Genomic DNA, 24,098 nt, shown 5'->3' on the forward strand with positions numbered 1-24,098 from the left:
GGCTGGGTTGTCGGCTCAGCTACGGTCGCCGTACTCGACCCTGTTGAGCACCGAGGACGCAGGATCGCCCGCCTGCAGAGGGGGCCTGGTGTCCTGCTGGACCATCAGCGTGACCCCGAACACGGCCGCCGCGCCCAACAGCAGGCCGACGACGACGCTCGCCGCCGCAGGTACCACGAACCGATCCATGGGCCACAAACTAGCACGGGCAGCTCTACAGCTCCGGGGGCACGATGAGCACCGGCCGGTGCCCCCGGCGCCGCACGTGGTCGGCGACGCTGGACTGCACGAGCGAACGAAAACCGGTGATCGCGCGCGTCCCGGTGACGATCAGATCGGCGTCGACGTCGTCGGCTGCGGCGATGATCGTCGCCCACACCGTCGAGGTCAGCGCAGCGCACATCGGTTCCGCAGGCAATCCCGCGGCCGCCGCGAGCGCGACACCGTCGCCGTTGGTGCGCTGCGCCTCGGCCAGCGCGATGTCGATCTCGTCGACCGCCGGCGGATCGGGTGGCCCGTCCAAGTCGTAGGCCACCGGCGGCGAGCCACGGTCGATCGGCGTCCACACCGTCAGCACCACCGCGCGATCGACGGTCAGGAACCGGCTGGCGTGCTCCACCGCGCGGCGTGCCGTCGGAGAGCCGTCGAACGCGATGAGCACGACGGTCTCCTCGCCCGGCATCTCTCCTCCTCGCGCGTGTTGCCCCTCAGACTATGGCTGGGGCACACCTTGCGGTTAGGGTCGAGTCCCATGGTTGTTTCGAGAAGCGCGTTCAGGGCCGTGACCGGGATGCTCGCGACATCGGTGCTGCTGGCCGGGTGCGCCTCTTCGGACCCCAACCCGCCGTCTGATTCCCCCACCGCCGCGACCATCGCCCAGGCCGCCGGTCCGATGCCCGGCACCGCGCCGGCGCCGCAGGCCCCCGCGCTGGCGTGTGGTGATCCCGCCGCGGCGGTCGCCGCCATGTCGGTCCGCGACAAGCTGGCCCAGTTGCTGATGGTCGGCGTGACCGGTGCGGCCGACGCCCGCGCCGTCGTCGACAGCCAGCACGTCGGCGGCATCATGGTCGGCAGCTGGACCGATCTGTCGATGCTCTCCGACGGCTCACTCGCCGACATCGCCGCCAACGCCGGACCGCTGCCACTGGCGGTCAGCGTGGACGAGGAGGGCGGCCGGGTGTCCCGGCTCGCGAAGGTGATCGGCAGTCAGCCCGCCCCGCGGACGCTGGCCGCGACCGAGACGCCCGAGCAGGTCTACCAGATCGCCCTCGACCGGGGACGCAAGATGCGCGGGCTGGGCTTCACCGTCGACTTCGCGCCCGTCGTCGACGTCACCGACGCCCCCGACGACACCGTGATCGGCGACCGCTCCTTCGGCGCGGACCCCGCGACCGTCACCGACTACGCCGGCGCCTACGCGCGCGGATTGCGCGACGCGGGGTTGCTGCCGGTGCTCAAGCACTTCCCCGGCCACGGCCACGGCTCCGGGGACTCGCACGCGGGCAGCGTGGTCACGCCGCCGCTGGCGGATCTGCAGGCCAACGACCTGGTGCCCTATCGGACGCTGACGACGCAGGGCCCGGTTGCCGTGATGGTCGGCCACATGGAGGTGCCGGGCCTGACGGGCAGCGAACCGGCCAGCCTCAGCCCTGCCGCCTACGCCCTGCTGCGCTCGGGTGACTACGGCGGCCCGCCGTTCGGTGGCGTGGTCTTCACCGACGACCTGTCCAGCATGAAGGCCATCTCCGACCGGTTCGGCGTCGCCGACGCGGTGTTGCGGTCCCTGCAGGCCGGCGCCGACGTGGCGCTGTGGATCACCACGGGCGAGGTGCCCGCCGTGCTCGACCGGCTGGAGAAGGCCGTCGCGGCAGGTGAACTGTCCCAGGCGGCGGTCGACGCGTCGGTCACCAGACTGGCCGCGATGAAGGGGCCCTCACCGCGCTGCGGCGGCTGATTCGTCAGCCAGTGCTTACCCTGTGTTGGTAAGCACGTTGGCGGAAATTCGGGGAAAGGCGCGTCATGGCAGGTGGTACCAAGCGCTTGCCCCGCGCCGTCCGCGAGCAGCAGATGCTCGATGCGGCTGTGCAGATCTTCTCGGTGAACGGCTACCACGAGACGTCGATGGACGCGATCGCCGCCGAGGCGCAGATCAGCAAGCCCATGCTGTACCTGTACTACGGCTCCAAGGAGGAGCTGTTCGGCGCGTGCCTGGATCGCGAGCTGGGCCGGTTCGTCGACGAGGTGCGCGACAAGATCGACTTCACCGATCCGCCCAAGGAACTGCTCCGCAGCGCGGTGCTGGCGTTCCTCAAGTACATCGACGAGAACCGCTCGTCGTGGATGGTGCTCTACACCCAGGCGACCAGTTCGCAGCGCTTCGCCCACACCGTGCGCGAGGGGCGCGAGCGGATCATCGAACTGGTCGGCCGGCTGTTGCGCTCCGGCACCCGATTCCCCGGGCCCGACACCGATTTCGACATGATGGCCGTCGCGCTCGTAGGTGCCGGTGAGGCCGTGGCCTCGCGGGTGAGCACCGGCGACGCCGACGTCGACGAGGCCGCGGCACTGATGATCGACCTGTTCTGGCTGGGCCTGAAGGGAGCTCCGGCACCGTCGGAGGCACCGTCAGAGGCCGTGTCCGATGCCGAAGCCGTATCCCAGGCCTGACCCCATCAGGCCGGCGTGACCGTGCCCGTCAGGTGCGGGTGCCCCTTGGTCAGATGCCGCAGCGTCAACTCCCACCCGTCGCCGTGCCGGTCCGCGTACAGCCCGGCCTTGGCCGGCAGCACGACGGGTTTGGCGAACTTCACCGAGTAGTTGACCGCGTCGGGAAGCTGGCCCTCGATGTTCGCCAGAACTGCTGCAGCGCTCAACATTCCGTGCGCGATGACGGTCGGGAAGCCGAACAGTCTGGCCGCGACGGCGTTGGTGTGGATCGGATTGTGATCCCCGCCCACCGACGCGTAGTGCCGGATCTGACCGGGCGTCATCGACAGCACCGCGTTGGGGGGACCCAACTTCGGCTGCTTGGCCGGCGGCGGCTTCGGCTCGTCGGACAGGCTGGTGCGCTGCTGATGCAGGAACGTGGTCACCTGATGCCAGGCCGTCTCGTTGCCGACCTTGACGTCGGTGATCACGTCGACCAGCAGCCCGCGCCGATGCTCCCGCATGTTCTCGGCGTGCACCGCCGCCGACACGGTGTCGGTCACCGCGATCGGGCGGTACTGCGTGATGTGGTTCTCCACGTGCACCGAACCCATGGCGGCGAACGGGAAGTCGAATCCGGTGATCAGTGCCATCACCGTCGGGAACGTCAACGCGAACGGATAGGTCAACGGCACCGTGTTCGAGAACCGCAGTCCGGTGACGTTCGCGTAGGCCGACACGTGAGCGGGGTCGATGCTCAACTCGTCGACGGTCAGCCGACGCTCGGGCAGAGTGTTCCCGCGCGGGACGAACGGCAGTGCGCCCGCGGCGGCCAGAACCAGGTTGCGCAGCCCCGAGGGCTGCCCGCCCTCGCTCATGCGCCCAGCAGTGCTTGGCCGCACACGCGGATCGTGTTGCCCGTCACGGCATTCGACGCCGGGCTCGCGAAGTAGGCGATGGCTTCGGCCACGTCCACGGGCTGACCGCCCTGGAACAGCGAGTTGAGCCTTCGTCCCACCTCACGGGTGGCCAGCGGGATCGCGTCGGTCATCTTGGTCTCGATGAACCCGGGCGCGATCGCGTTGATCGTGATGTTCTTCTCGCCGAACTGGGGGGCCAGCGCGTCGGTCAGGCCGATCATGCCGGCCTTGGTGGCGGCATAGTTCGTCTGCCCGCGGTTGCCTGCGATGCCGGCCATCGAGGAGAGCCCGACGATGCGGCCGCCCTCGCCGATCGTGCCGTTGCCCACCAGGCCTTCGGCCAGGCGAAGGGGCGCAAGCAGATTCACCGCGATCACGGAGTCCCACCGGCCCTCGTCCATGTTGGCCAGCAGCTTGTCCTGGGTGATACCGGCGTTGTTGACCAGGATGTCGAGCGTCCCGCCGTAGTGCTCCTTGACGTGCTCGGTGATGCGGTCCACGGCGTCGGCGGCGGTGACGTCGAGCGTCAGCGCCGTGCCGCCGATCTTGGTGGCGAGCTCAGCCAGCGGCTCAGCCGCCCCGTCGACATCCACGGCGATGACCTTCGCGCCGTCGCGCGCGAACACCTCGGCGATCGTCGCGCCGATTCCGCGCGCGGCACCGGTGACCACCGCGACCTTGCCGTCGAGCGGCTTGTCCCAATCGGCGGGCGGGGTGGCGTCGGCCGCGCCGACGCGGAACACCTGTGCGTCCACGTAGGCCGACTTCCCCGACAGCAGGAAGCGCAGCGTCGACTCGAGGCCGGTGGCCGCGGGCTTGGCGTCCGGGTGCAGATAGACCAGGCCGATGGTGGCGCCGTTGCGCAGCTCCTTGCCCAGCGAGCGGGTGAAACCCTCCAGCGCGCGCTGGCAGGTCCGCTCGTGTACGTCGCCGATCTCTTCCGGAGTGGTGCCGATGACGACGACCCGGCCCGAGTGGCCCAGGTTGCGCAGCAGCGGGGTGAAGAACTCGTAGAGGGCCTTGAGGCCTTCCGGCTGGGTGATGCCGGTGGCGTCGAAGACCAGACCGCCGAACTTGTCCGCCCAGCGACCGCCGAGATTGTTCACCACCAGGTCGTAGTCCTCGGCCAGCGCGGCGCGCAGCGGCTCGACCACGCGGCCCTCGCCGCCGATCAGCAGAGCGCCCGCCAGCGGCGGCTCACCGGCCTTGTAGCGGCGCAGCGGTTCGGGCTGCGGCACGCCCAGCTGCTTGGCCAGGAAGGACCCCGGTCCGGAGTTGACGACTTGGGAAAGAAGATCGGAAGCCACGGCGCAACCTTTCGAGAATCCGGGTACATGTCGTTCGACGGGTGGGGATTACCCAGCACTGTCGTATCCATCACGAACTTACTCCAGAGTAAGAACGGTGGGTAGTATGACCCTCGACACCTAACATCCTCGCGACGCCGGGAGGCAACGTGGCCGACAGCAAGACAACCCGACGGGTAGCCATCCTCGGAGGCAACCGGATCCCGTTCGCGCGCTCGGACGGCGCGTACGCGAACGCGTCCAACCAGGACATGTTCACCGCCGTCCTCGACGGACTGGCCGAGCGGTTCGACCTCAAGGGCCAGGCGCTGGACGCAGTGATCGGCGGCGCGGTGCTCAAGCACAGCCGTGACTTCAACCTGATGCGCGAGTGCGTGCTGGGCAGTTCGCTGTCCTCCTACACGCCCGCGTTCGACCTGCAGCAGGCCTGCGGCACCGGCCTGCAGGCCGCGATCGCCGCCGCGGACGGCGTGGCGGCCGGCCGCTACGAGGTGGCTGCCGCGGGCGGTGTGGACACCGCTTCCGACGCGCCGATCGCCCTCGGCGACGACCTGCGCTCGGTGCTGCTGAGCCTGCGCCGGGCCAAGTCCAACGTCGACCGCCTCAAGCTGGTGGGCAAGCTGCCCGCCGCGGTGGGCATCGAGATCCCCGTCAACAGTGAGCCGCGCACCGGCATGTCGATGGGTGAGCACGCCGCGGTGACCGCCAAGGAGATGGGCGTCAAGCGCGTCGACCAGGACGAGCTGGCCGCTGCGAGCCACCGCAACATGGCGGCCGCCTACGATCGGGGCTTCTTCGACGACCTGGTCAGCCCGTTCCTCGGGCTCTACCGAGACAACAACCTGCGGCCCGACTCGTCGCCGGAGAAGCTCGCCAAGCTCAAGCCCGTCTTCGGCGTCCGCAACGGCGACGCGACGATGACGGCCGGTAACTCGACCCCGCTGACCGACGGCGCGTCGGTGGCTCTGCTGGCGTCGGAGGAGTGGGCGTCGGCGCGGAACATCCCGGTGCTGGCCTACTTTGTCGACGGCCAGACCGCTGCGGTCGACTACGTCAACGGCCGCGACGGCCTGCTGATGGCGCCGACGTACGCGGTGCCGAAGCTGCTGGCTCGTAACGGGCTGACGCTGCAGGACTTCGACTTCTACGAGATCCACGAGGCGTTCGCGTCGGTGGTGCTGGCCACGCTGGCGGCCTGGGAGTCCGAGGAGTACTGCAAGGAGCGCCTCGGCCTGGACGCTGCGCTGGGCTCCATCGACCGCTCGAAGCTCAATGTCAACGGCTCGTCGCTGGCGGCGGGGCATCCGTTCGCGGCGACGGGTGGGCGCATCGTGGCGCAGCTGGCCAAGCAGCTCGCGGAGAAGAAGGCCGAAACGGGCCAGCCGGTCCGTGGTCTGATCTCGGTGTGTGCCGCGGGCGGCCAGGGCGTGACGGCGATCCTGGAGGCCTAGCTGGACCGGCCGTCGAGCCACTTGGCGATCGCGGCGACGGCGTCGCGGAAGAAGATGCGGTAGGGCCGGTCGGCCACGTAGCCGATGTGCGGCGTGGCCGTAACGGTGGGCAGAGTGCGTAACGGGTGCCCCGCGGGCAGCGGCTCGGTGTCGAAGACATCGAGACCGGCGCCGGCGATGACACCCGAGTTCAGCGCCTCGATCAGCGCGGCTTCGTCGACGATCGGTCCGCGCGAGGTGTTGATCAGCAGGGCAGTCGGCTTCATCGCGGCCAATTCAGCGGCGCCGATCAACCCGCGGGAGCGTTCGCTGAGCCGCAGGTGCACGGTCACCACGTCGGCTGTGGCGAAGAACTCGTCGCGCGGCAGGTAGCGCACGCCTGCCGCGGTCGCGGCGTCGGCGGTGAGGTTCTCACTCCACGCCACCACGTCCATGCCGAAGGCCGCCCCGATCCGGGCGACCCGCGATCCGATCCGCCCGAGGCCGAGCACGCCCAGCACCCGGCGATCGAGCTCGCGTCCGACCGTCGTCTGCCAACCCCCGTCGGCGATGAACCGGCTTTCCGCGACCAGGTGCCGCGACGTCGCGAGGATCAGCGCCCAGGTCAGTTCCACGGTCGACGCCACGCTGCCGCCGGTACCGCTGACGTGAACGCCCAGCTCCTGGGCTGCCGCCATGTCGATCGACGCGTTGGCCGGACCGGTCGACGCGATCATCTTCAGGCGGGGCAGTCGCTCGAGAACCGTGCGCGGCAGCGGTGTGCGTTCGCGCATCACGAAGATCACGTCGAACGGTGCGAGCCGCGCCACCAACTCGTCCTCGTCGGACAGGTGGTCGGAGAAGGTGGTGACGTCGGCGCGCGCAGTGACCGGTGACCAGTCGGCCGAGCTCAGCGCGACGCCCTGGTAGTCGTCGAGGACGGCGATGCGGGTCCGCGGGCTGCTCTCGGGGGTGCTCATCCTGCGACGATAAGCCCGCCAAAAGTTTTCTCCCGGCGCTGTAACGCCCCGGCGTGGGTCGTCGATACACCTGATAGCTCCGTGTTGCCGTCTGACCCCCCGACCCGACGGCAACACGGGGCTCTTAAATTTTGAGCATGCAGATCAGCATGTTCGGACAGCTCAGCGGACTCGGCAGCGGATCGCCGATCGACGCCACCATCGCTTACCTCGCGCAGCTGCGCGACGAGGGTTTCGGCCGCATCTGGATGAGCCAGTTGCCCCACGAGCCCGACCTCCTGACCATCCTGGCCATCGCTCTGCGGGAGGTCGACACGATCGGGGCGGCCAGCGGCGTCATCCCGATCCAGAATCAGCACCCCATGCACATGGCGCAGGCCGCGCTGACCACGAGCCTCGCCTCCGGCGGCCGCTTCACGCTCGGCCTCGGTATGACCCACGCGGCCGTCACCGAGGGCATGTGGGGCATCCCGTGGGACAAGCCGGTGCGTCGGATGAACGAGTATCTCGACGGGCTGCTGCCGCTCCTGGCCGGTGAGCACGCCTCCGCGTCGGGTGAGACCGTGACGACGCGCGGGGATCTGGTGATTCCCGGCGCGCCGCGGCCCGAGGTGTTCATCGCCGCGCTGGGGCCTCAGATGCTGCGGCTGGCGGGCCGGCGGACGTCGGGGACGTGCACCTGGATGACGGGACCGACGACGCTGCGCGGGCACGTCAGCCCGACGCTGCGCCAGGCAGCCGCCGACGCCGGCCGGCCCGAGGGTGCGGTGCGCGTCGTCGCGGCATTGCCGATCGCGGTCACCGACGACGTGGACGCGCTGCGCGCCCAAGCCGCCGAGCAGTTCGCGATCTACGGCTCGTTGCCGTCCTACCGGGCGATGCTCGATCGCGAGGGCTACGCAGGGCCGCAGGACGCCGCGATCATCGGCGACGAGGCGACGGTGCGTGACCGCCTCGCGGAGCTCGAGGCCGCCGGCGTCGACGAGTTCGTCGCGGCAACGTTCGACCCGTCCGAGGATGGCCGAGCCCGCACACGCGCCTTCCTGCGCTCCGAGGGCTGAGTTTTTCCGGCGACCAGACGCGAACTCGAGTAGACACGCCGCGAAAACACTCGAGTTCGCGTCTGGTCGCGGCAAAAGCAAAAGCAAGACGCCCCCGGGAAGAGTCCGGGGGCGTCTCGTGGGTGAAGCGGTTTAGAAGGCCGCTTCGTCCAGCTCCATGATCTCGTTGTCGAGGTTGTCGACGATCGCGCGGGTGCTTGTCAGCATCGGCAGCATGTTCTTCGCGAAGAACGACGCCACCGCCAGCTTGCCCTCGTAGAAGGCCCGCTCGTCACCGGAGGCACCGGCGTCGAGCTTCTCGATCGCCACCGCGGCCTGACGCTGCAGCAGCCAGCCGATCATCAGGTCGCCGACGCTCATCAGGAAGCGCACCGAACCGAGGCCCACCTTGTAGATGCTCGCGGCGTCGTCCTGGGCGGCCATCAGGTAGCCGGTCAGCGACGCGGCCATGCCCTGCACGTCCTCCAGCGCGGTCGCCAGCAGCGCACGCTCGGCCTTCAGGCGGCCGTTGCCGGTCTCCGACTTCACGAACTGCTCGATCTGGCCGGCGACGTGCGCCAGTGCCACACCCTTGTCGCGGACGATCTTGCGGAAGAAGAAGTCCTGCGCCTGGATGGCGGTGGTGCCTTCGTACAGCGAGTCGATCTTGGCGTCGCGGATGTACTGCTCGACCGGGTAGTCCTGCAGGAAGCCCGAACCACCGAAGGTCTGCAGCGACTCGGTGAGCTTGGCGTAGGCCTGCTCCGAGCCGACGCCCTTGACGATCGGCAGCATCAGGTCGTTGACCTTGACGGCCAGCTCCGGCTCGATGCCGTGGATGGTCTTGGCCACCTCGGAGTCCTGGTGGGTGGCGGTGAACAGGTACAGCGCGCGCAGGCCCTCGGCGTACGCCTTCTGGGTCATCAGCGAGCGACGCACGTCCGGGTGGTGCGTGATGGTCACGCGCGGCGCGGTCTTGTCCGTCATCTGGGTCAGGTCGGCACCCTGCACGCGCGACTTCGCGTACTCCAGCGCGTTCAGGTAACCGGTCGACAGCGTGGCGATGGCCTTGGTGCCCACCATCATTCGGGCCTGCTCGATGACGTCGAACATCTGCGCGATGCCGTCGTGCACCTCGCCGACGAGCCAGCCGACGGCGGGGGTGCCGTGCTGGCCGAGCGAGAGCTCACAGGTGGCCGAGACCTTCAGGCCCATCTTGTGCTCGACGTTGGTGACGAAGACGCCGTTGCGCTCGCCGGGCTCACCGGTCTCGGGGTCGAAGTGGAACTTCGGCACGAAGAACAGCGACAGACCCTTGGTGCCCGGTCCGGCGCCCTCGGGGCGGGCCAGCACCAGATGCATGATGTTCTCGAACAGGTCGTCCGAATCGGCCGAGGTGATGAAGCGCTTCACCCCGTCGATGTGCCAGGTGCCATCGGCCTGCTGAAGGGCCTTGGTGCGGCCGGCGCCGACATCGGAACCGGCATCCGGCTCGGTCAGCACCATGGTTGAGCCCCAGCCACGCTCGGCGGCCAGCATGGCCCACTTCTTCTGCTCCTCGGTGCCGAGGTGGTAGAAGATGTCGGCGAATCCGGCGCCCATCGCATACATGTAGACGGCGGGGTTGGCGCCCAGGATGTGCTCCTGCAGGGCCCAGGACAGCGCGCTGGGCATCGGCGTTCCGCCGAGTTCCTCGCTGACCGAGAGCTTGTCCCAGCCACCCTCGACGACGGCGCGAACCGACTTCTTGAAGGCCTCGGGCAGCGTCACGGTGTGGGTCTTGGGGTCGAACACCGGCGGGTTGCGGTCACCCTCCTCGAAGGAGGCTGCGACCGGGCCCTCGGCGAGCTTGGCTATCTCGCCAAGCATGTCGACGGCGGTCTCGACGTCGAGGTCGGCGTATGAGCCCTGGCCCAGCGCCTTGTCGAGTCCGAGTACCTCGAACAGGTTGAACACCTGATCACGAACATTGCTCTTGTAGTGGCCCACTTTTCCTCCTCGTCGAGAACGCCACATGCGGTTGGGTACTCACGGCTAAGTTACCCACCAGTAACTGCGCGCTACTATACCGTCCGGTAACTTCAACGCAAGATCACTGTGAGCAATTTCTGCCCAGCGACCAACCCAGCAGTTGGCCGGGCTCGGTTTTCGGTCCCAAATCTGCCTCTGAGCAGGCCATATGCGACCCTGTGATGATTGTCACGTTTGGTTGTCTAGGGTGTGAAGCATGGCGTCCAGCATCGGTGTCGCGGTATGGGGAACGGGCAACATGGGAGCGACGGCGATCCGCTCGCTGACCGCGTTTCCCGGGTTGCGGTTGACGGCGGTGCTCACGTCGTCAGACGACAAGGCCGGCCGGGATGCGGCGACGTTCGCCGGTCTGGACGCACCGACGGGGATCGAGGCGACCACCGACGTCGAGACGGTGCTCGCCGCTGCCGACGCGGTGGCCTACATGGCCTCCGGTGACATCCGGCCCGACGACGCGGTCGCCGACATCGAACGATGCCTGCGGGCCGGCGCCCATGTGGTCACCCCGTCGCTGTACTCGCTCTACGACCCGGCGTCGGCCCCGCCGGAGTGGGTCCAGCGCCTGACCGCCGCCGCCGAGGAAGGCGGGGCATCCCTGCTGGTCAGCGGCGTCGACCCCGGCTGGGCCAATGATGCGCTGGCCGTGACGGCCGCCGGCCTGTGCACGCGCATCCGCACGATCACCTGCCAGGAGATCTTCGACTACTCCACCTACGACCAGCCCTACGCGGTGCGGGTGTCGTGCGGTTTCGGCGGCCCGATGGACGAGACCCCGATGATGCTGCTGCCGTCGATTCCGACGATGGTCTGGGGCGGCAACATCCGGCTCATCGGCCGCGGGCTCGGTATGGAGGTCGACGAGATCACCGAGGAGGTCGAGCGGCTACCGCTGGAGGGCACCGTGGACACGGTGATGGGCCGGTTCGAGAAGGGCACTCAGGGTGCGTTCTTCCTGCGGGTGATCGGCTGGGCCGGCGGGCAACAACGGGTGATCGTCGAGCACATCACCCGTATCCACCCCTCCTGTGCGCCGGACTGGCCGCAGCCCGATCAGGGGGTCGGCGACCACCGCGTGATCATCGACGGCGACCCGCAGCTGACCATCGTGACGAGGGCCGACGTGCCCGGCGGCACCCGCGCCGACGGCGGCAACACCACCGCGGCCAACCGTCTGCTGGGTGCGATCGGGTGGCTCGTCACGCAGAAACCGGGCATCCACGACGGGCTCGACGTCCCGCTCCATCCGCCTCTCGCGCCGGAAGTGGAGGCGACCCGCTGGGCCTGAGGCTTTCCGATCAGTGACCGGCCAGGCGCTTGTTGACCAGCCGGGTGAGCCACGCGGGAGAGAACCGCGCCCCCGCCGCCAACGCCTTGGCCTGTGTGCCGACCGGGAAATGCACCTGCCGCAACATTTTGCGAGGCAGCGTCGGCTCGATCGCCGCGGCGATGCCTCCGGCGATGTCCTGCGCGGTCAGCCGGATACCGAGTGAGGTGGTGGTACCGGTGCTGACGTCTTTGGTCATCGCGGTGTTCACGTACAGCGGCCACATGTCGATCACGCGGATGTCGTGGCGGCCCCACTCCAGGTTCAGCGCTTCGGTCATCGCACGGACGAAGAACTTGGTGGCGCTGTAGTTGGCCAGTTCGGCCTGCCCGTAGATCGCCGACGCCGAGCCCAGGTTGACCACCACGGCACCGGGGGTGCTCTTCAGGTACGGAAAGCCGGCATGCAGCCCGTTGACCACACCCTTGACGTTGACCTCGACCTCGCGGTGGTGCACCTCAAGGGGAATCTCCTCGAAGCGGCCGGCATTGAGCAGCCCCGCATTGTTGATCAGGACGTCGAGCCTGCCGCCTGCGGTCTCGTGGAACTCGGCCAGCCGGCGACCCATCTCCTCGGCGTCGGTGACGTCGAGGTGACCGACGACACCGCGGCCACCCACCGCCTTCAGGTCGTTGTCGAGGACGGCCAGCCGCTCGTCGTCGATGTCGTAGGCGCCGACGAAGTAGCCGCGCTGGGCGAGGAGCAGTGCGGTGGCACGACCGATGCCGGTCGCCCCGCCGGTGATGAAGACCGATCTGGTCATGCGTTGCTCCTTCTAGGAATTGAGTTGCCAGACAGCGAAATTGAGGCACAGCGCGAACGCTGACCATGCCAGGTAGGGGACAAGGAGCCAGCCGGCGACCGCGCTCCTGCGGAAGAACAGGACGACGGTGCCGATCAGGACCAGCACCAGCACGCTCAGTTCGGCGAACGCGATGCCACGCCAGCCCAGACCGAAGAACAGCGGTGTCCACGCCGCGTTGAGCAGCAGCTGTACCGCGTAGGCGACCAGGGCGGGACGGGTCTGCGACCACGGTCCGCTGCGCCACACCAGCCAGGCCGCGACAGCCATCATCGTGTACAGCAATGTCCACACGGGGCCGAACACCCACGACGGCGGCGCCCACGCCGGCTGGTCAAGCCGGGCGTAGTCCTCGGCGGACGTGGCCGACGCGAGACCGCCCAGCGCCGACGCCACGACGACGGCCGCGATCGAGATCGCGAGCGCGATAACGTTTTTCGAGCGCGTGGGCTGATAACTGTCAACCATGGCGCCCCACCCTACCGGGCGGGTGTGCGCCGCCGGCCGGCGCGGTCAGGACGTCGGAATTCTGTTCGATTTATCCGGACTGCTCCGCGTCGGCGGCTGGTTCAGCGTTTGCTTCAGCGTCGGGCAGCTGGCCCACCAGGTATTCGGCCAGCCCGCCGATCGTCGGGTAGTCGAACACCGCGGTGGCGTTGATCGTGAACGCGCCGCCGAACTGGCTGTGCAGCCGGTTCCGCAGCTCGATCGCCATCAGAGAATCCGTGCCGAGGTCCAGGAACCGCGACGACGCTGCCGGCGGCTGCGCCAGGCGCAGGAAGTTCTGCACCTCGCGCTGCAGGAACTCGGTGACGAACCCGGCCCGCGCGGGGACGGGGATCTCCTGCAGCTGCCGCAGCAGCTCACTGTCTCCGGTGACCTCACCGCCGTCGCGAGGCAGGACCAGGTCCAGGATCGGCGGGCGCGCCGCACCCAACACCTTGGCCGCGCGAGCCCAGTTGGCCTTGATCACCGTCGCCTGCCCGGTCCCGTTGGCCACCACCTCGGCCAGTGCGCCCAGCGCCGCCGACGGTTCCAGCGGGATCAAACCCTGGGCGCTGATGTTGGCACTCGCGGCCTCCGATGACGCCATCCCGCCCCGGCCCCAGGGGCCGAAGTTGATGCCGGTCGCCGGAAGGCCGGCGGCGCGGCGCTGCGCGACCAGCCCGTCCAGGTACGCGTTGGCGGTCGCGTAGTTGGCCTGGCCCGGCGAGCCGAAGATGCTCGACACCGACGACGACACGATGAAGAACTCGAGATCGTCGTCTCGGGTCAGCCGATCCAGATGGGATGCGCCGAACGCCTTGGGCGCCAACGTCGTCCGGAATCGATCGAGATCGAGACCGGACAGCAGCGCGTCGTCGAGCACCCCGGCCAGGTGCAGGACCCCACCGAGCGGCGGCAACTCGGCCCGGATGTGCGCCAGCAGCCGGTGCACGTCGTCGGAGTCTCCGACGTCGGCGGTGACGACGTGCACGCGGCAGCGGTGTCGCTCGACGATGTCGTCGATGAGCTGCTGGGCCTCTGTCGACGGGGCCCGGCGGCTGGTGAGCACCAGGTCCCCCGCGCCGAGCTGGGCCAGGTGTGCCGCGGTGTGCAGCCCGATCGCCCCGAGGCCGCCGGTGATCAGATAGGTCCGGTCTGAGCGCGGCTGCAGCGGCGCGGGCATCTGCACGACGATCTTGCCGATGTGACGGGCCTGCTGCATCCGCCGGAACGCCGACCGGGCCTCGGTCAGCGGGTAGATCTCGGCGGGCAGTGGTGTCCATTCGCCCTGTGCCAGTCCGTCCGACACCTCGGTCAGCAGATCCCGGATGCGGTCGGGTTCGCTGAACATGACCGTGTCCAGCGCGACGATCTCGTAGGCGATGTCGGGGCGGGCGGCAGCCATCTGCTCGGTGCTCCAGATGTCGCGCTTGGCGATCTCGGCGAACCGACCGCCCTGAGCCGTCGCGCGCAGCGTCGCGTCGATGAACCCTTCGCCGGTCAGGCTGTTGAGCACCACGTCGACGCCGGCGCCGCCGGTGTCGGCCAGGATATGGTCGGCGAATTCCGTTGTGCGCGAGTCGTAGACGTATTTGACGCCGAGGCGGCGCAGGGTGTCGCGCTTGAACGTGCTCGCGGTCGCGAACACCTCGGCGCCGCAGCGCTGCGCCATCTGCACGGCGGCCAGGCCCACACCGCCGCTCGCGGCGTGGATGAGCACCTTGTCGCCCGGCTTGAGTTGGGCCCAGTCGAACGACAGCCGGACCGTCAGCGCGGCCGCGGGGATGGTCGCAGCGTCCACCGCGCTGATGCCGTCGGGGATCGGCGCGAGGAACTGGCCGGGCACGTTGAACCGGCTCGCGAAGGCTCCCTGCATGGACCCGTAGACGCGCTGACCGACGGTCAACCCCGTGACGCCGTCGCCGATCTGGGTGACGGTGCCGGCGAAGTCACCGCCGATCGGGCCCGGATCGCCGGGGTAGAGGCCGAGCACGTTGAGCACGTCGCGGAAGTTCAGACCCGCGGCCTCCACCCGCACCTGTACGTATCCGTCGGCGGGCGGTTCGACCTCGGTCTCGGTCAGCCGCAGGTTGTCGATCGCCCCGCGTTCGGTGGGCGCGAGCACATAGTCGCTCGCGCGTGGGACGCTCAAGTGTCCGCTGCGCGACCACGGGAGCAGTCGCGATGCCAGCAGCTTGCCCTGTCGCACAGCCATTTCCGGTTCGTCGACGGGCGCAGACACCAGACGGGCGAGAACCGCCACGGCCTCGGCCGAACCGTCGCAGTCGACCAGCCGGGGTCGTAGCGCCGGTTCCTCGTTGACCGCGGTGCGGCCGAAACCCCACAGCGCCGCCTGCACCGGATCGACCGGTTCTCCGGACTCGCAGGCCACGGCCCGCTCGGTCGCGATCCACAGTCCGCCGGGCAACTTCACCTCGCCGCCCTGGACGGCATGCACCGCGCTGAGCAGTTCGGCGATCTCCCGCTCCAGACGAACATCCGGCGTGCCCTCCTGCGGCCCGGCCGCCCGCCAGACGACCCCGGAGAAGCCGACACCGCGCTGCTGGGCCTCGGTCAGCACCTGGCCGAGCGGGGTCGTGTCGGTGGCGCGGTCGACGGCGATGGCGCCGGGAACGAGGGCGGCCAGCTCGGCGAAGTTGGCGATCAGCCAGGTGCCGTTCGGCGGCACCGCCTCAGTCTCGGTCTCGGTCTCGGGGAGGGGAACCTCGTGCCAGCCCACGGTGTAGAGCAGCCGGCCGGTGTCGCCGCCCAGGCCACGCAGCAGGGCTTCCCGGGGCGCACGCTTGACCGTGAACTCCCGGATGCCGCCCAGGCGGTTGCCGTCACGATCGACGAAATCCAGGTCGAACACCTGGGTTTCGCTGTCGAGGGCGCTCTGGTGCCACGTCGCGCGGCAGTAGAACCGTCGGGGCATCGGTTGCTGCACGGACACCTGGCCGTACCGCAGCGGCAGGTAGAGATCGGAGACGCCCTGTTCGGCGGCCAGCACCGCCGGGAACGCGGGGAAGGCGACGCCGGTGCACAAGTCCATCAGCACCGGGTGCATCGGCTCGGTGCCGAGGTGTTCGGTCAGCTCTTCGCCGACGAGGATGTCGCCGATCGCCTCACCGTCCCCGAGCCACAACGACTTCAACGAACCCGACCAGTTCGGCCCCCATGCCAGCTCGAGATCGGCGAAGGTCTCGAACAGCTCCTGTGGCCGCATCCGTGTGAGCCGTTCCAGCGCATCTTCGACAGGGCCACTGTCCGGCTCGCCCTCGGATGTCGTCTCGTCCCGTCCGGCGACGACCGTGCCCTCGGCGTTGAGTGCCCACTCGGCACCCTGTTCGCCGTAGGCGCGGCTGTGCACCTGGAACGACCACTGACTCGAGTCGGCCGCCGGGTGCAACGTCAGCTGTACTTCGCGGGACGCCTTCTCCGGCAGGATGATCGGCTCGTAGAAGAAGACGTCGGTGGCGTGGGCCGGGGCTCCGACGGCGGCGAGTGCCATCGCCGCGTAGGTCGCGCCGGGGACGACGACGGTGCCGTAGATGACATGGTCGGCCAGCCACGGCTGTGTCTTGACCGACAGCCTGCTCGTGTAGATCGTGTCCCCGGAGGCCAGCTCCTTGGCGGCGCCGAGGATGCCGGACCCCGCTGCGGTGGCCCCGCCGTCCATCGCGATGACGGCGGTCTTGGGCCAGAACCGTCGGCGCTGGAACGGGTAGGTGGGCAGTTCCAGTACGTGCCGCTCGCGACGGGCCACCGCCGCGAAGTCGGGTCGGTGGCCGGCGATGTACACCCCCGCCAGCGCGTCGGCGATCTGCCGCTGGTCGCCGACACCCTTGCGCAGTGAGGCGATCGCGCGCGGCGCCGCAACGTGTTCGGGCCACACCTGCACGGCCGCGCCGGTCAGCACCGGCTGGGGGCCGATCTCCATCAGGACCGAGCACCCCAGCCCGGCCACGGTGCGCACGCTCTCGGCGAACTGCACCGGCTGGCGGGAATGGCGGCGCCAGTATTCGGCGTCGAGCGTGGCGTGCCCGGTGAGCACGGCGCCGGTGCGATTGCACACCAGCGGCAGGGTCGGGCTGGCGAAGTCGAGTTGCGCCGCATAGGACTGGAAGTCGTCGAGGACCGGGTCGAGCAGCTCCGAGTGGAACGCGTGGCTGGTCTCCAGCCAGGTGCACCGGATGCCGTCCTCGCTGAAGGTCGCGACGATCTGCTCCAGATCCTCGCCGGGCCCGGACAGCACGGTGTTGGGGCCGTTGTAGGCCGCCACCGACACCCGCGGATACGCTCCGGCGGCCTGTTCGACCCGGCCGGCGTCGGCGAACACGGCCACCATCCGACCGCCCTCGGGCAGTTCGCCGAACAACTGGCCCCGCTCTGCCATCAGCCGGGTACCGTCGGCGAGGCCGAACACCCCGGCCACGCACGCCGCCGCGTACTGCCCGACGCTGTGGCCGAGCACGACGTCGGGTTCGATGCCCCACGATTGCCACAGCCGGGCCAGACCCATCTCGACAGCGAACAGCGCAGGCTGCGCGAACGAGGTGTGCCGCAGCCGTTTTCCGGCCTGGCCACCGGTCTCGCGGTCGGTGGCGAACAGCACCTCCAGCAGGGGTGTGGGCAGCAGGTCCTCGATCGCCGCGGCGCATTCGTCCACGGTCTCGGCGAACACCGGCTGGGTCTGGTACAGCTCGCGGGCCATGCCGGGGTACTGGCTGCCCTGGCCGGTGAACAGCCACGCCGTCGTCGGACGGTGGGTGTGCTCACCGCGAACGACGCCGGGCCGCAACCGGTTCGCCGCCAGGTCGGCCAGTCCGATGCGGGCATCGGCCGTCGACTCCACCACCAGTGCCGCGCGGTGCTCGAAGTGCGAGCGCCCGGTGCCGGCCGTGCGGCACACGTCGGCGATGTCGGCCTCCGGGTGCGCGGTCACCCATGCCTCGTAGCGCTGAGCCAGCGCCTCGAGGGCCTCGGGTGATCGCGCGGACAGCGGCAGCACACTCACGGTGGTGTCAGCTGATTCAGGGGCCGGGGCCGGCTCGGACACTTGAGGTGCCTCTTCGACGAGCACATGGGCGTTGGTCCCGGTGAAGCCGAACGAACTGACCCCGGCCCGGCGCGGCCGGCCGGTGGTCTGCCACGGCGTCGCGTCACCGAGAACCCGCACGGGCAGCGTGTCCCACGGGATGTGCGGCGACGGGGTGTCGAAATGCAGGCTCTTGGGCAGCATCTCGTTCTGCAGGGACAACACGACCTTGATCAGACCTGCTGCGCCGGAGGCGGATTCGGTGTGGCCGATGTTCGTCTTCACAGAGCCCATCAGCAGCGGCTCGGTGCGGGAGTCGCCATAGGCGGCCGCGGCGGCCTGTACCTCGATCGGGTCACCCAGCGGGGTGCCGGTGCCGTGGGCTTCCAGGTAGTCGACGTCGCTGCCGGACAGCCCGGCACGTGCGAGCACCGATCCGATCAACCGTTGCTGCGCACCGCCATTGGGCACGGTCAGGCCGCTGGACGCGCCGTCCTGGTTGACCCCGCTACCGGCGATGACGGCGGCGATCGGATCGCCGTCGCGCTGAGCGTCACTGAGCCGCTTGAGCACCAGCACCCCGCAGCCTTCGCTGCGCACGTAGCCGTCGGCCGATGCGTCGAACGTCTTGCACCGGCCCACCGGTGAGAGCATCCGGGCCCGTGAGGCCGCCACCGTGGTCACCGGACTCAGCAGCACGTTGACGCCGCCGGCGACGGCCAGGTCGCAGTCCCCGGAATGCAGGGCCTGGCACGCCTGGTGCACGGCCACCAGGGCGGAGCTGCAGGCGGTGTCGACCGCGACGGCGGGCCCTTCGAGACCGAGTGCGAAGGCCACCCGGCCGGAGATCGCGTTCAGCGCATTGCCGGTGATGAAGTGCGGTTGGATCTTGTCGATCGATTCTGCGGACAGCAGATGGGCGTACTCGTTGGCGGCGACGCCGGTGAACACGCCGGTGCGGCTGCCCCGCAACGATGCGGGGGAGTACCCCGCGCGTTCCAGACCCTCCCAGACGGTTTCGAGCATCAACCGTTGCTGAGGTTCGATCCAGACGGCCTCGCGGGGGGAGATGCCGAAGAACTCGGGGTCGAATCCGTCGATGCCATCGAGGAATCCGCCGAATCGCGTGTAGATCTTGCCCGGGGCGTCAGGGTCGGGGTCGTAGAACTCGTCGATGTCGAAGCGGTCCTCGGGCACCTCGCGGATCGCGTCGACTCCGCCGGCCAGCACCTCCCAGAAGGCTTCCGGGTTGGGAGCCCCGGGGAATCGGCAGGACACGGCGACGATCGCGATCGGCTCGTCGGTGCGGGCGGCGGTGATCGTGACCGGGCGCGCCGCCGGGGCGTCGGTGAGACCGAGGACGTCGCCGAGCAGGTAGTCGGCGACGGCATCGATGCGCGGGTGATCCATGGCCAGCGTCGCGGGGATCTCGCGACCCACCCCTGTCTCGATGCGACGGCGCAGCTCCACCGCCATCAGGGAGTCCATGCCGATGTCGAAGAAGCCGGCGTCCTCGCGGATCTCGTCGACGTCCACCCGGGTCACCCCGGCCACCGCGTCACGCAGGTAGCCGATCAGCAGCCTGCGGCGCTGCTGTACCGGCGCATCGGTGAGGCGCTTGACCAGGTCGGTGGGCCCGCCCGCCGGGGGAGACGAGACCTGTTGCGGCACCTCGTGACTGAGTGCAGCGAGGAGGCCGCGCCGACCGGTCTGCTCGTACAGCGGAAGGAAGCGGGACCAGTCGACGCGAGCCACGACGGCCTGCGCCAGACTCGCGGCGAACGCGTCGGTGAGGCCGGCCAGCGCGTCGGCGGGCGACAGCGGGAGGACGCCACGCTCTTCCAGGCGTGCCCGGGCCTGGGCATCGGCCATCCCCGCCGATGCCCACGGTCCGAAGTTCACCGCGGTCGCGGTGATGCCGCGCTCACGCAGGGACCAGGACAGCCCGTCGAGGAAGGCGTTGGCCGCCCCGTAGGCCGTCTGCCCGAAGCTGCCCCAGACCGAGGCGATCGACGACGTGCTGAGGAAGAAGTCGAGCGGCAGGTCACGGGCTGCTTCGCTGAGATTCCAGGCGCCCCAGACCTTCCCGGCGAAGACGCGGTCGAGCTCGATGTCGTCCTGGGCGCTCATCGGACTGGCGCCGATTTCGCCTGCCGCGTGCACGATGCCCGCCAGAGGTGGACGGTCGGCATGAGGCGCGAGCAGTTTCGCGACGGCGTGTGCGTCGGCGACGTCGGCGGTGACGACCTCGATCTGGCAACCGTACTGGTCGGCGAGCGCGGTGAGGCGCGCGCTGACGGCCTCGCTGGGCATCCGCCGGCTGGTGAGCACCAGGTGGCATGCACCGCGGGAGGCAAGGTAGGTGGCGATCTCCAGGCCGATCGAGCCGAGCCCGCCGGTGACGAGATACGTTGCGTCGGAACGGATGGGGAGTGCGTCGGTGACCGGTTGGCCGGTGCGGCGGGTCAACCGGGGCACGCGCACGCCGTCAGCGCGGATCGCGAGTTGGTCCTCGCGGACGCCGATGTCTGCCCGGCTGAGCTGACCGATCAGCGCCGACCACTCCTCGGCGGTACCGGCCCCCAGATCGGCGAGGCCGCCCCACAGCGCCGGGGTTTCGAGCGCGGCGGCGCGGCCGAAGCCCCACAGGCAGCTCTGATCCGGTGCCACCGCCTCGCCGTCGGCGACGCGCTGCGCGCCGCGGGTGAGCACCCAGACGGGCGCTCGCACGTCGGCCGCTGCGGCCGCGCGGAACAGCCGCCGGGTCCCCGGCAGCACGCTGTGCTGCATGCGCAGCAGGGAGCGCATCGACGATTCACCGTCGTCGAGAGCGGCGACATGCAGGATGCGCAGGTTCGGCTCGTCGGCGGCCTCGCGCATCGTGTCGGTGAGCGCAGCTTCCTCGGCGTCGGAGGTCGGCAGCCCGACGATGCGGTGCTGGTGCCCGCGGTCGGTGAGCAGGTCGATCAGCGGACGGACCGCGGCGGTGTCGTCGCCGACCACGAGCCAGGAGGGCGCATCGCCGGTGTCGAGGCGTGCGGCCGGGAGCGTATCCCAGCGGATCTCGTAGCGGGCGTCGCTGATCGACTGCGCGTCACGCTGCTGATTGTGTTGTGCAGCAAGCCTGCTCAGGAGATCGCGGGCGAGCGGATCGTCGGCGGAGGAGCCCAGCAGGGTGGCGAGTTCTTCGATGCGGCCGTCCTCGAGCAGCGCCACCGCGGCGGTGCGCGCGCCTGCCTGCTTCGGCGCCTCGGCTTGCTCGTTCTCGTCGCGGAACCAGTACCGCCGATGTTCGAACGGGTAGGTGGGCAGGTCGAGCACGCGCGCGGTCGCGGGGGAGACTGCGCCGAAATCGGGGTGGTGGCCCAGCACGTAGGCGTCGGCCAGGGCTTCGGTGATCTGCCTGCGGTCGTCGACCGTGGGCCGCAGCGACGCGATCACCCGCGGCGTGGTGGCGGGGTCCGGCCAGGCGGACAGGGCGGCCGCCGTCAGGACGGGCCGGGGTCCGATCTCCACCAGCACCTTGCAGTTCATCTCGGCCAGGGTGCGGATGCTGGCGGCGAACTGGACGGGTTGGCGGGCGTGGCGACGCCAGTACGCACCGTCGAGGCTCGTGCTGCGGCCCAGCGCAGCGCCGGTGCGGTTGTCGATGAGTATTCGCTGCGGCGTGCCGTACGTGAATTGGTCTGCGGCGGATTCGAATTCGTCCAGGATCGGATCGAGCAGCGCGGAGTGGAAGGCGTGGCTGGTCTCGAGCCAGTCGCAGCGGATGTTGTCGGCGGCCAGTGCGGCCACTGCTTTCTCGAGATCGGCGGCCGGACCCGACAGCACGGTGTTGGCGCCGTTGTAGGCGGCCACCGAGAGCGTCGGAATGTCGTCGACCACGGCCTCCACCCGGTCCGCGGGGGCGAAGATCGCCGCCATCCGACCGCCGGCGGGCAGACTGCCGAAGAGCTTGCCGCGCAACGCCATCAGCCGGGCGCCGGCAGCGAGGTCGAACACGCCTGCCACGCAGGCCGCGGTGTACTGCCCGACACTGTGGCCGAGCACGACATCGGGCTGCAGACCCCGCGACTGCCAAAGTCGAGCCAGCCCCATCTCCACCGCGAACAGTGCGGGTTGGGCATAGGCCGTCTGCCGCAGGGCGTCCTGGGCTTCCGCACTGTCGGTGTCGCTGTCGGTGTCGAACACGACGTCGAGAAGTGGGGTGTCGAGCAGATCGGCGACGGCGTCGGCGCACGCGTCGACCGTCGCGGCGAACACCGGTTCCGAGTCGTACAGTCCGCGTGCCATGCCGGGGTACTGGCTGCCCTGGCCGGTGAACAGCCAGGCCGTCTTCGGGACGTCGTGGGCCTCGCCACGGACCAGTCCCGGTGCGGGCCGGTCGTCGGCGACGGCGGCCAGCAGTTCGAGCGCGCCGTCGCGGGAGTCGGCCACCAGGGCGGCCCGGTGCTCGGTGTGCGCGCGGGCCACTCCCGCGGTGAAGCAGACGTCGGCCAGCGTCGCATCGGGGTGTGCGGTCCACCAGTCGCGGTACGCGCCGGCGAGCGCACGCAGCGCGGTGGGCGTCTTGGCGGACAGCGGCAGCAGCTGCGGACCGTCCGCCGCCTGCCCGAGGTCGCCGGGTGCGGGCAGGGGCGCCTCTTCGAGGATGACGTGGGCGTTGGTGCCGGCGAAGCCGAACGAACTCACCCCGGCGATACGCGGCCGGTCCTCGCGGTGCCAGGGCCGGGCCTCGGTGAGCACCTGCACGGGCAGCCGGTGCCACGGAATGTGCGGCGACGGGTTCTCGAAGTTGAGGTGCCTGGGCAGGGTTTCGTGTTCGAGGGCGAGGATCACCTTGATGACGCCCGCGATGCCCGCGGCGGCCTCGAGATGTCCGATGTTGGTCTTGGCCGAGCCGATCAGCAGGGGCCGGTCGGCCTCGCGGCCCTCACCGAGTGCCGCTCCGGCGGCCTGCGCCTCGATCGGGTCACCGAGCGAGGTGCCTGTGCCGTGGGCTTCGAGGTAGTCGACGTCGCGCGGGGCGACGCCGGCGCGGCGCAGCGCGGCACCGATCACGCGCTGCTGGGCGACGCCGTTGGGCACGGTCAGACCGCCCGATGCGCCGTCCTGGTTGATCGCGCTGCCGCGAATCACGGCGCGGATGTGGTCGCCGTCGCGCATCGCGTCCTCGAGCCGCTTGATGACGATGATCCCGCAGCCCTCTCCGCGCACGTACCCGTCGGCGGCCGCGTCGAAGGTCTTGCACCGGCCGTCGGGCGCCAGCATGTGGGCGTTGGAGAACGTGATCATCGTGGCCGGCGTCAGCAGCACGTTCGCGCCGCCGGCCAACGCCAGGTCGCACTCGCCGAGCTGCAGTGCCTGGCAGGCCTGGTGGATCGCGACCAGCGACGAGCTGCAGGCGGTGTCGACGGCCACGGCCGGCCCCTGCAGGCCCAACCGGTAGCTGATCCGCCCTGCAGCAGCCGCATTCGACGTCCCGATGGCCATGTAGGCCTCGATCTCGGGATAGTCCAGTTGATCGGACATGATGCCCAGGTAATCGTGGGTCGCCAGGCCGACGAACACGCCGGTGTCGGTGCCGGCCAGCGTCGACGGCGCGATGCCGGCGTGCTCGAGCGCGTGCCACGAGATCTCCAGGAGCAGGCGGTGCTGAGGATCCATCTGCCGGACTTCACGGGTGGACATGCCGAAGAACGGCGCGTCGAATCCGGTGACGTCGTCGACGAACCCGGCCCGCCGGGTCGCCACCTTGCCCGGCGCGCCCGGCTCGGCGTCGTAGAAGGCCTCGGCGTTCCAGCGGTCGGCCGGCACCTCGGAAATGGCGTCGCGGCCCTCGCTCAGCAGGTCCCAGAACGCGTCGGCGTCCGGCGATCCTGGTAACCGCGCTGCGTACCCCACGACGGCGAAGCGCGGTGCCGGCTCGTTCGGATCTGCAGCGGAGACCATGCCGCTTCCCCCTTATCAGCGGTGAAACTTACTCGGCGGTCAGATTAGCGCGAGCATCGTGCAGAATGTCACTCGAACGTCATGTCTGTCGCGCCCGACACCACGGCGCCGCCCACGATCGCACACGCCGAGAATCGGGTGT

General features: G+C 69.7%; 14 protein-coding genes. 5 read left to right on the plus strand and 9 right to left on the minus strand.

Annotated elements, in window-relative coordinates; translation table 11 throughout:
• Positions 1-15 precede the first annotated feature (15 nt).
• Together DMB80_RS06500 and DMB80_RS06505 are read right to left on the minus strand one after the other, a co-directional pair.
• A complete protein-coding gene (locus DMB80_RS06500) occupies positions 16-189 on the minus strand; it encodes a DUF2613 domain-containing protein (RefSeq protein ID WP_073683466.1) in 174 nt (57 codons plus the stop codon).
• A 25-nt stretch (positions 190-214) separates the two neighbouring features.
• Entirely contained in the window at positions 215-682 is a 468-nt protein-coding gene (locus tag DMB80_RS06505; RefSeq protein WP_111509099.1) for a universal stress protein, read from the minus strand.
• A gap of 69 nt (positions 683-751) precedes the next feature.
• Here DMB80_RS06505 and DMB80_RS06510 point away from each other — a divergent pair, with 69 nt between their 5' ends.
• Positions 752-1,954 carry a glycoside hydrolase family 3 N-terminal domain-containing protein gene (locus tag DMB80_RS06510; protein WP_111509100.1) on the plus strand — a complete coding sequence of 401 codons (1,203 nt, stop codon included), beginning with the start codon at positions 752-754 and terminating at the stop codon, positions 1,952-1,954.
• A gap of 65 nt (positions 1,955-2,019) precedes the next feature.
• A complete protein-coding gene (locus DMB80_RS06515) occupies positions 2,020-2,667 on the plus strand; it encodes a TetR/AcrR family transcriptional regulator (RefSeq protein WP_111509101.1) in 648 nt (215 codons plus the stop codon).
• A 5-nt stretch (positions 2,668-2,672) separates the two neighbouring features.
• Here DMB80_RS06515 and DMB80_RS06520 read toward each other — a convergent pair whose 3' ends face one another.
• Entirely contained in the window at positions 2,673-3,524 is an 852-nt protein-coding gene (locus DMB80_RS06520) for a MaoC/PaaZ C-terminal domain-containing protein (protein ID WP_111509102.1), read from the minus strand.
• Positions 3,521-4,873: a 3-oxoacyl-ACP reductase gene (locus tag DMB80_RS06525; RefSeq protein ID WP_111509103.1), complete on the minus strand. Its 1,353-nt coding sequence runs from the start codon at positions 4,871-4,873 to the stop codon at positions 3,521-3,523. The genes DMB80_RS06520 and DMB80_RS06525 overlap by 4 nt, the downstream gene beginning before the upstream one ends.
• Positions 4,874-5,022: 149 nt before the next feature.
• Here DMB80_RS06525 and DMB80_RS06530 point away from each other — a divergent pair, with 149 nt between their 5' ends.
• Complete coding sequence (locus DMB80_RS06530; RefSeq protein ID WP_111509104.1) at positions 5,023-6,324, plus strand: acetyl-CoA C-acetyltransferase; 1,302 nt, start codon at positions 5,023-5,025, stop codon at positions 6,322-6,324.
• Here DMB80_RS06530 and DMB80_RS06535 read toward each other — a convergent pair.
• Complete coding sequence (locus tag DMB80_RS06535; RefSeq protein WP_111509105.1) at positions 6,321-7,283, minus strand: D-2-hydroxyacid dehydrogenase family protein; 963 nt, start codon at positions 7,281-7,283, stop codon at positions 6,321-6,323. The genes DMB80_RS06530 and DMB80_RS06535 overlap by 4 nt on opposite strands.
• A 137-nt stretch (positions 7,284-7,420) precedes the next feature.
• Between DMB80_RS06535 and DMB80_RS06540 the strand changes: the two genes are divergently transcribed.
• Complete coding sequence (locus DMB80_RS06540) at positions 7,421-8,344, plus strand: TIGR03564 family F420-dependent LLM class oxidoreductase (RefSeq protein ID WP_111509106.1); 924 nt, start codon at positions 7,421-7,423, stop codon at positions 8,342-8,344.
• Positions 8,345-8,476: 132 nt separating this feature from the next.
• Here the strand turns inward: DMB80_RS06540 and DMB80_RS06545 are convergent, their stop codons facing one another.
• Positions 8,477-10,312 (minus strand): acyl-CoA dehydrogenase, encoded by a 1,836-nt coding sequence (locus tag DMB80_RS06545; protein WP_111509107.1) that lies wholly within the window; start codon positions 10,310-10,312, stop codon positions 8,477-8,479.
• Between the two features lie 238 nt (positions 10,313-10,550).
• On the opposite strand from DMB80_RS06545, the gene DMB80_RS06550 reads away from it, so the two are divergent.
• Positions 10,551-11,639 (plus strand): NAD(P)H-dependent amine dehydrogenase family protein, encoded by a 1,089-nt coding sequence (locus DMB80_RS06550; protein WP_111509108.1) that lies wholly within the window; start codon positions 10,551-10,553, stop codon positions 11,637-11,639.
• A 10-nt stretch (positions 11,640-11,649) separates the two neighbouring features.
• Here the strand turns inward: DMB80_RS06550 and DMB80_RS06555 are convergent, their stop codons facing one another.
• The 3 genes from DMB80_RS06555 to DMB80_RS06565 all read right to left on the minus strand — a co-directional run bounded on the left by DMB80_RS06555 (position 11,650) and on the right by DMB80_RS06565 (position 23,956).
• The gene (locus DMB80_RS06555; RefSeq protein WP_111509109.1) at positions 11,650-12,441 is read right to left on the minus strand and encodes an SDR family oxidoreductase; all 792 of its coding nucleotides are present in this window, start codon (positions 12,439-12,441) and stop codon (positions 11,650-11,652) included.
• Between the two features lie 12 nt (positions 12,442-12,453).
• Positions 12,454-12,948, minus strand: a complete 495-nt coding sequence (locus tag DMB80_RS06560) for a TspO/MBR family protein (protein ID WP_111509110.1) — start codon at positions 12,946-12,948, stop codon at positions 12,454-12,456.
• Positions 12,949-13,018: 70 nt separating this feature from the next.
• Complete coding sequence (locus DMB80_RS06565; RefSeq protein ID WP_111509111.1) at positions 13,019-23,956, minus strand: type I polyketide synthase; 10,938 nt, start codon at positions 23,954-23,956, stop codon at positions 13,019-13,021.
• Between the last annotated feature and the right edge of the window lie 142 nt (positions 23,957-24,098).

This window comes from Mycobacterium kyogaense (genome assembly GCF_003254575.1).
Lineage (GTDB): Bacteria > Actinomycetota > Actinomycetes > Mycobacteriales > Mycobacteriaceae > Mycobacterium > Mycobacterium kyogaense.

Bases quoted from the DNA above. Each gene is read 5' to 3' on its own strand.
- DMB80_RS06500 (WP_073683466.1), bottom strand. From the start codon at position 189: ATGGATCGGTTCGTGGTACCTGCGGCGGCGAGCGTCGTCGTCGGCCTG.
- DMB80_RS06505 (WP_111509099.1), bottom strand. From the start codon at position 682: ATGCCGGGCGAGGAGACCGTCGTGCTCATCGCGTTCGACGGCTCTCCG.
- DMB80_RS06510 (WP_111509100.1), top strand. From the start codon at position 752: ATGGTTGTTTCGAGAAGCGCGTTCAGGGCCGTGACCGGGATGCTCGCG.
- DMB80_RS06515 (WP_111509101.1), top strand. From the start codon at position 2,020: ATGGCAGGTGGTACCAAGCGCTTGCCCCGCGCCGTCCGCGAGCAGCAG.
- DMB80_RS06520 (WP_111509102.1), bottom strand. From the start codon at position 3,524: ATGAGCGAGGGCGGGCAGCCCTCGGGGCTGCGCAACCTGGTTCTGGCC.
- DMB80_RS06535 (WP_111509105.1), bottom strand. From the start codon at position 7,283: ATGAGCACCCCCGAGAGCAGCCCGCGGACCCGCATCGCCGTCCTCGAC.
- DMB80_RS06540 (WP_111509106.1), top strand. From the start codon at position 7,421: ATGCAGATCAGCATGTTCGGACAGCTCAGCGGACTCGGCAGCGGATCG.
- DMB80_RS06550 (WP_111509108.1), top strand. From the start codon at position 10,551: ATGGCGTCCAGCATCGGTGTCGCGGTATGGGGAACGGGCAACATGGGA.
- DMB80_RS06555 (WP_111509109.1), bottom strand. From the start codon at position 12,441: ATGACCAGATCGGTCTTCATCACCGGCGGGGCGACCGGCATCGGTCGT.
- DMB80_RS06560 (WP_111509110.1), bottom strand. From the start codon at position 12,948: ATGGTTGACAGTTATCAGCCCACGCGCTCGAAAAACGTTATCGCGCTC.
- DMB80_RS06565 (WP_111509111.1), bottom strand. From the start codon at position 23,956: ATGGTCTCCGCTGCAGATCCGAACGAGCCGGCACCGCGCTTCGCCGTC.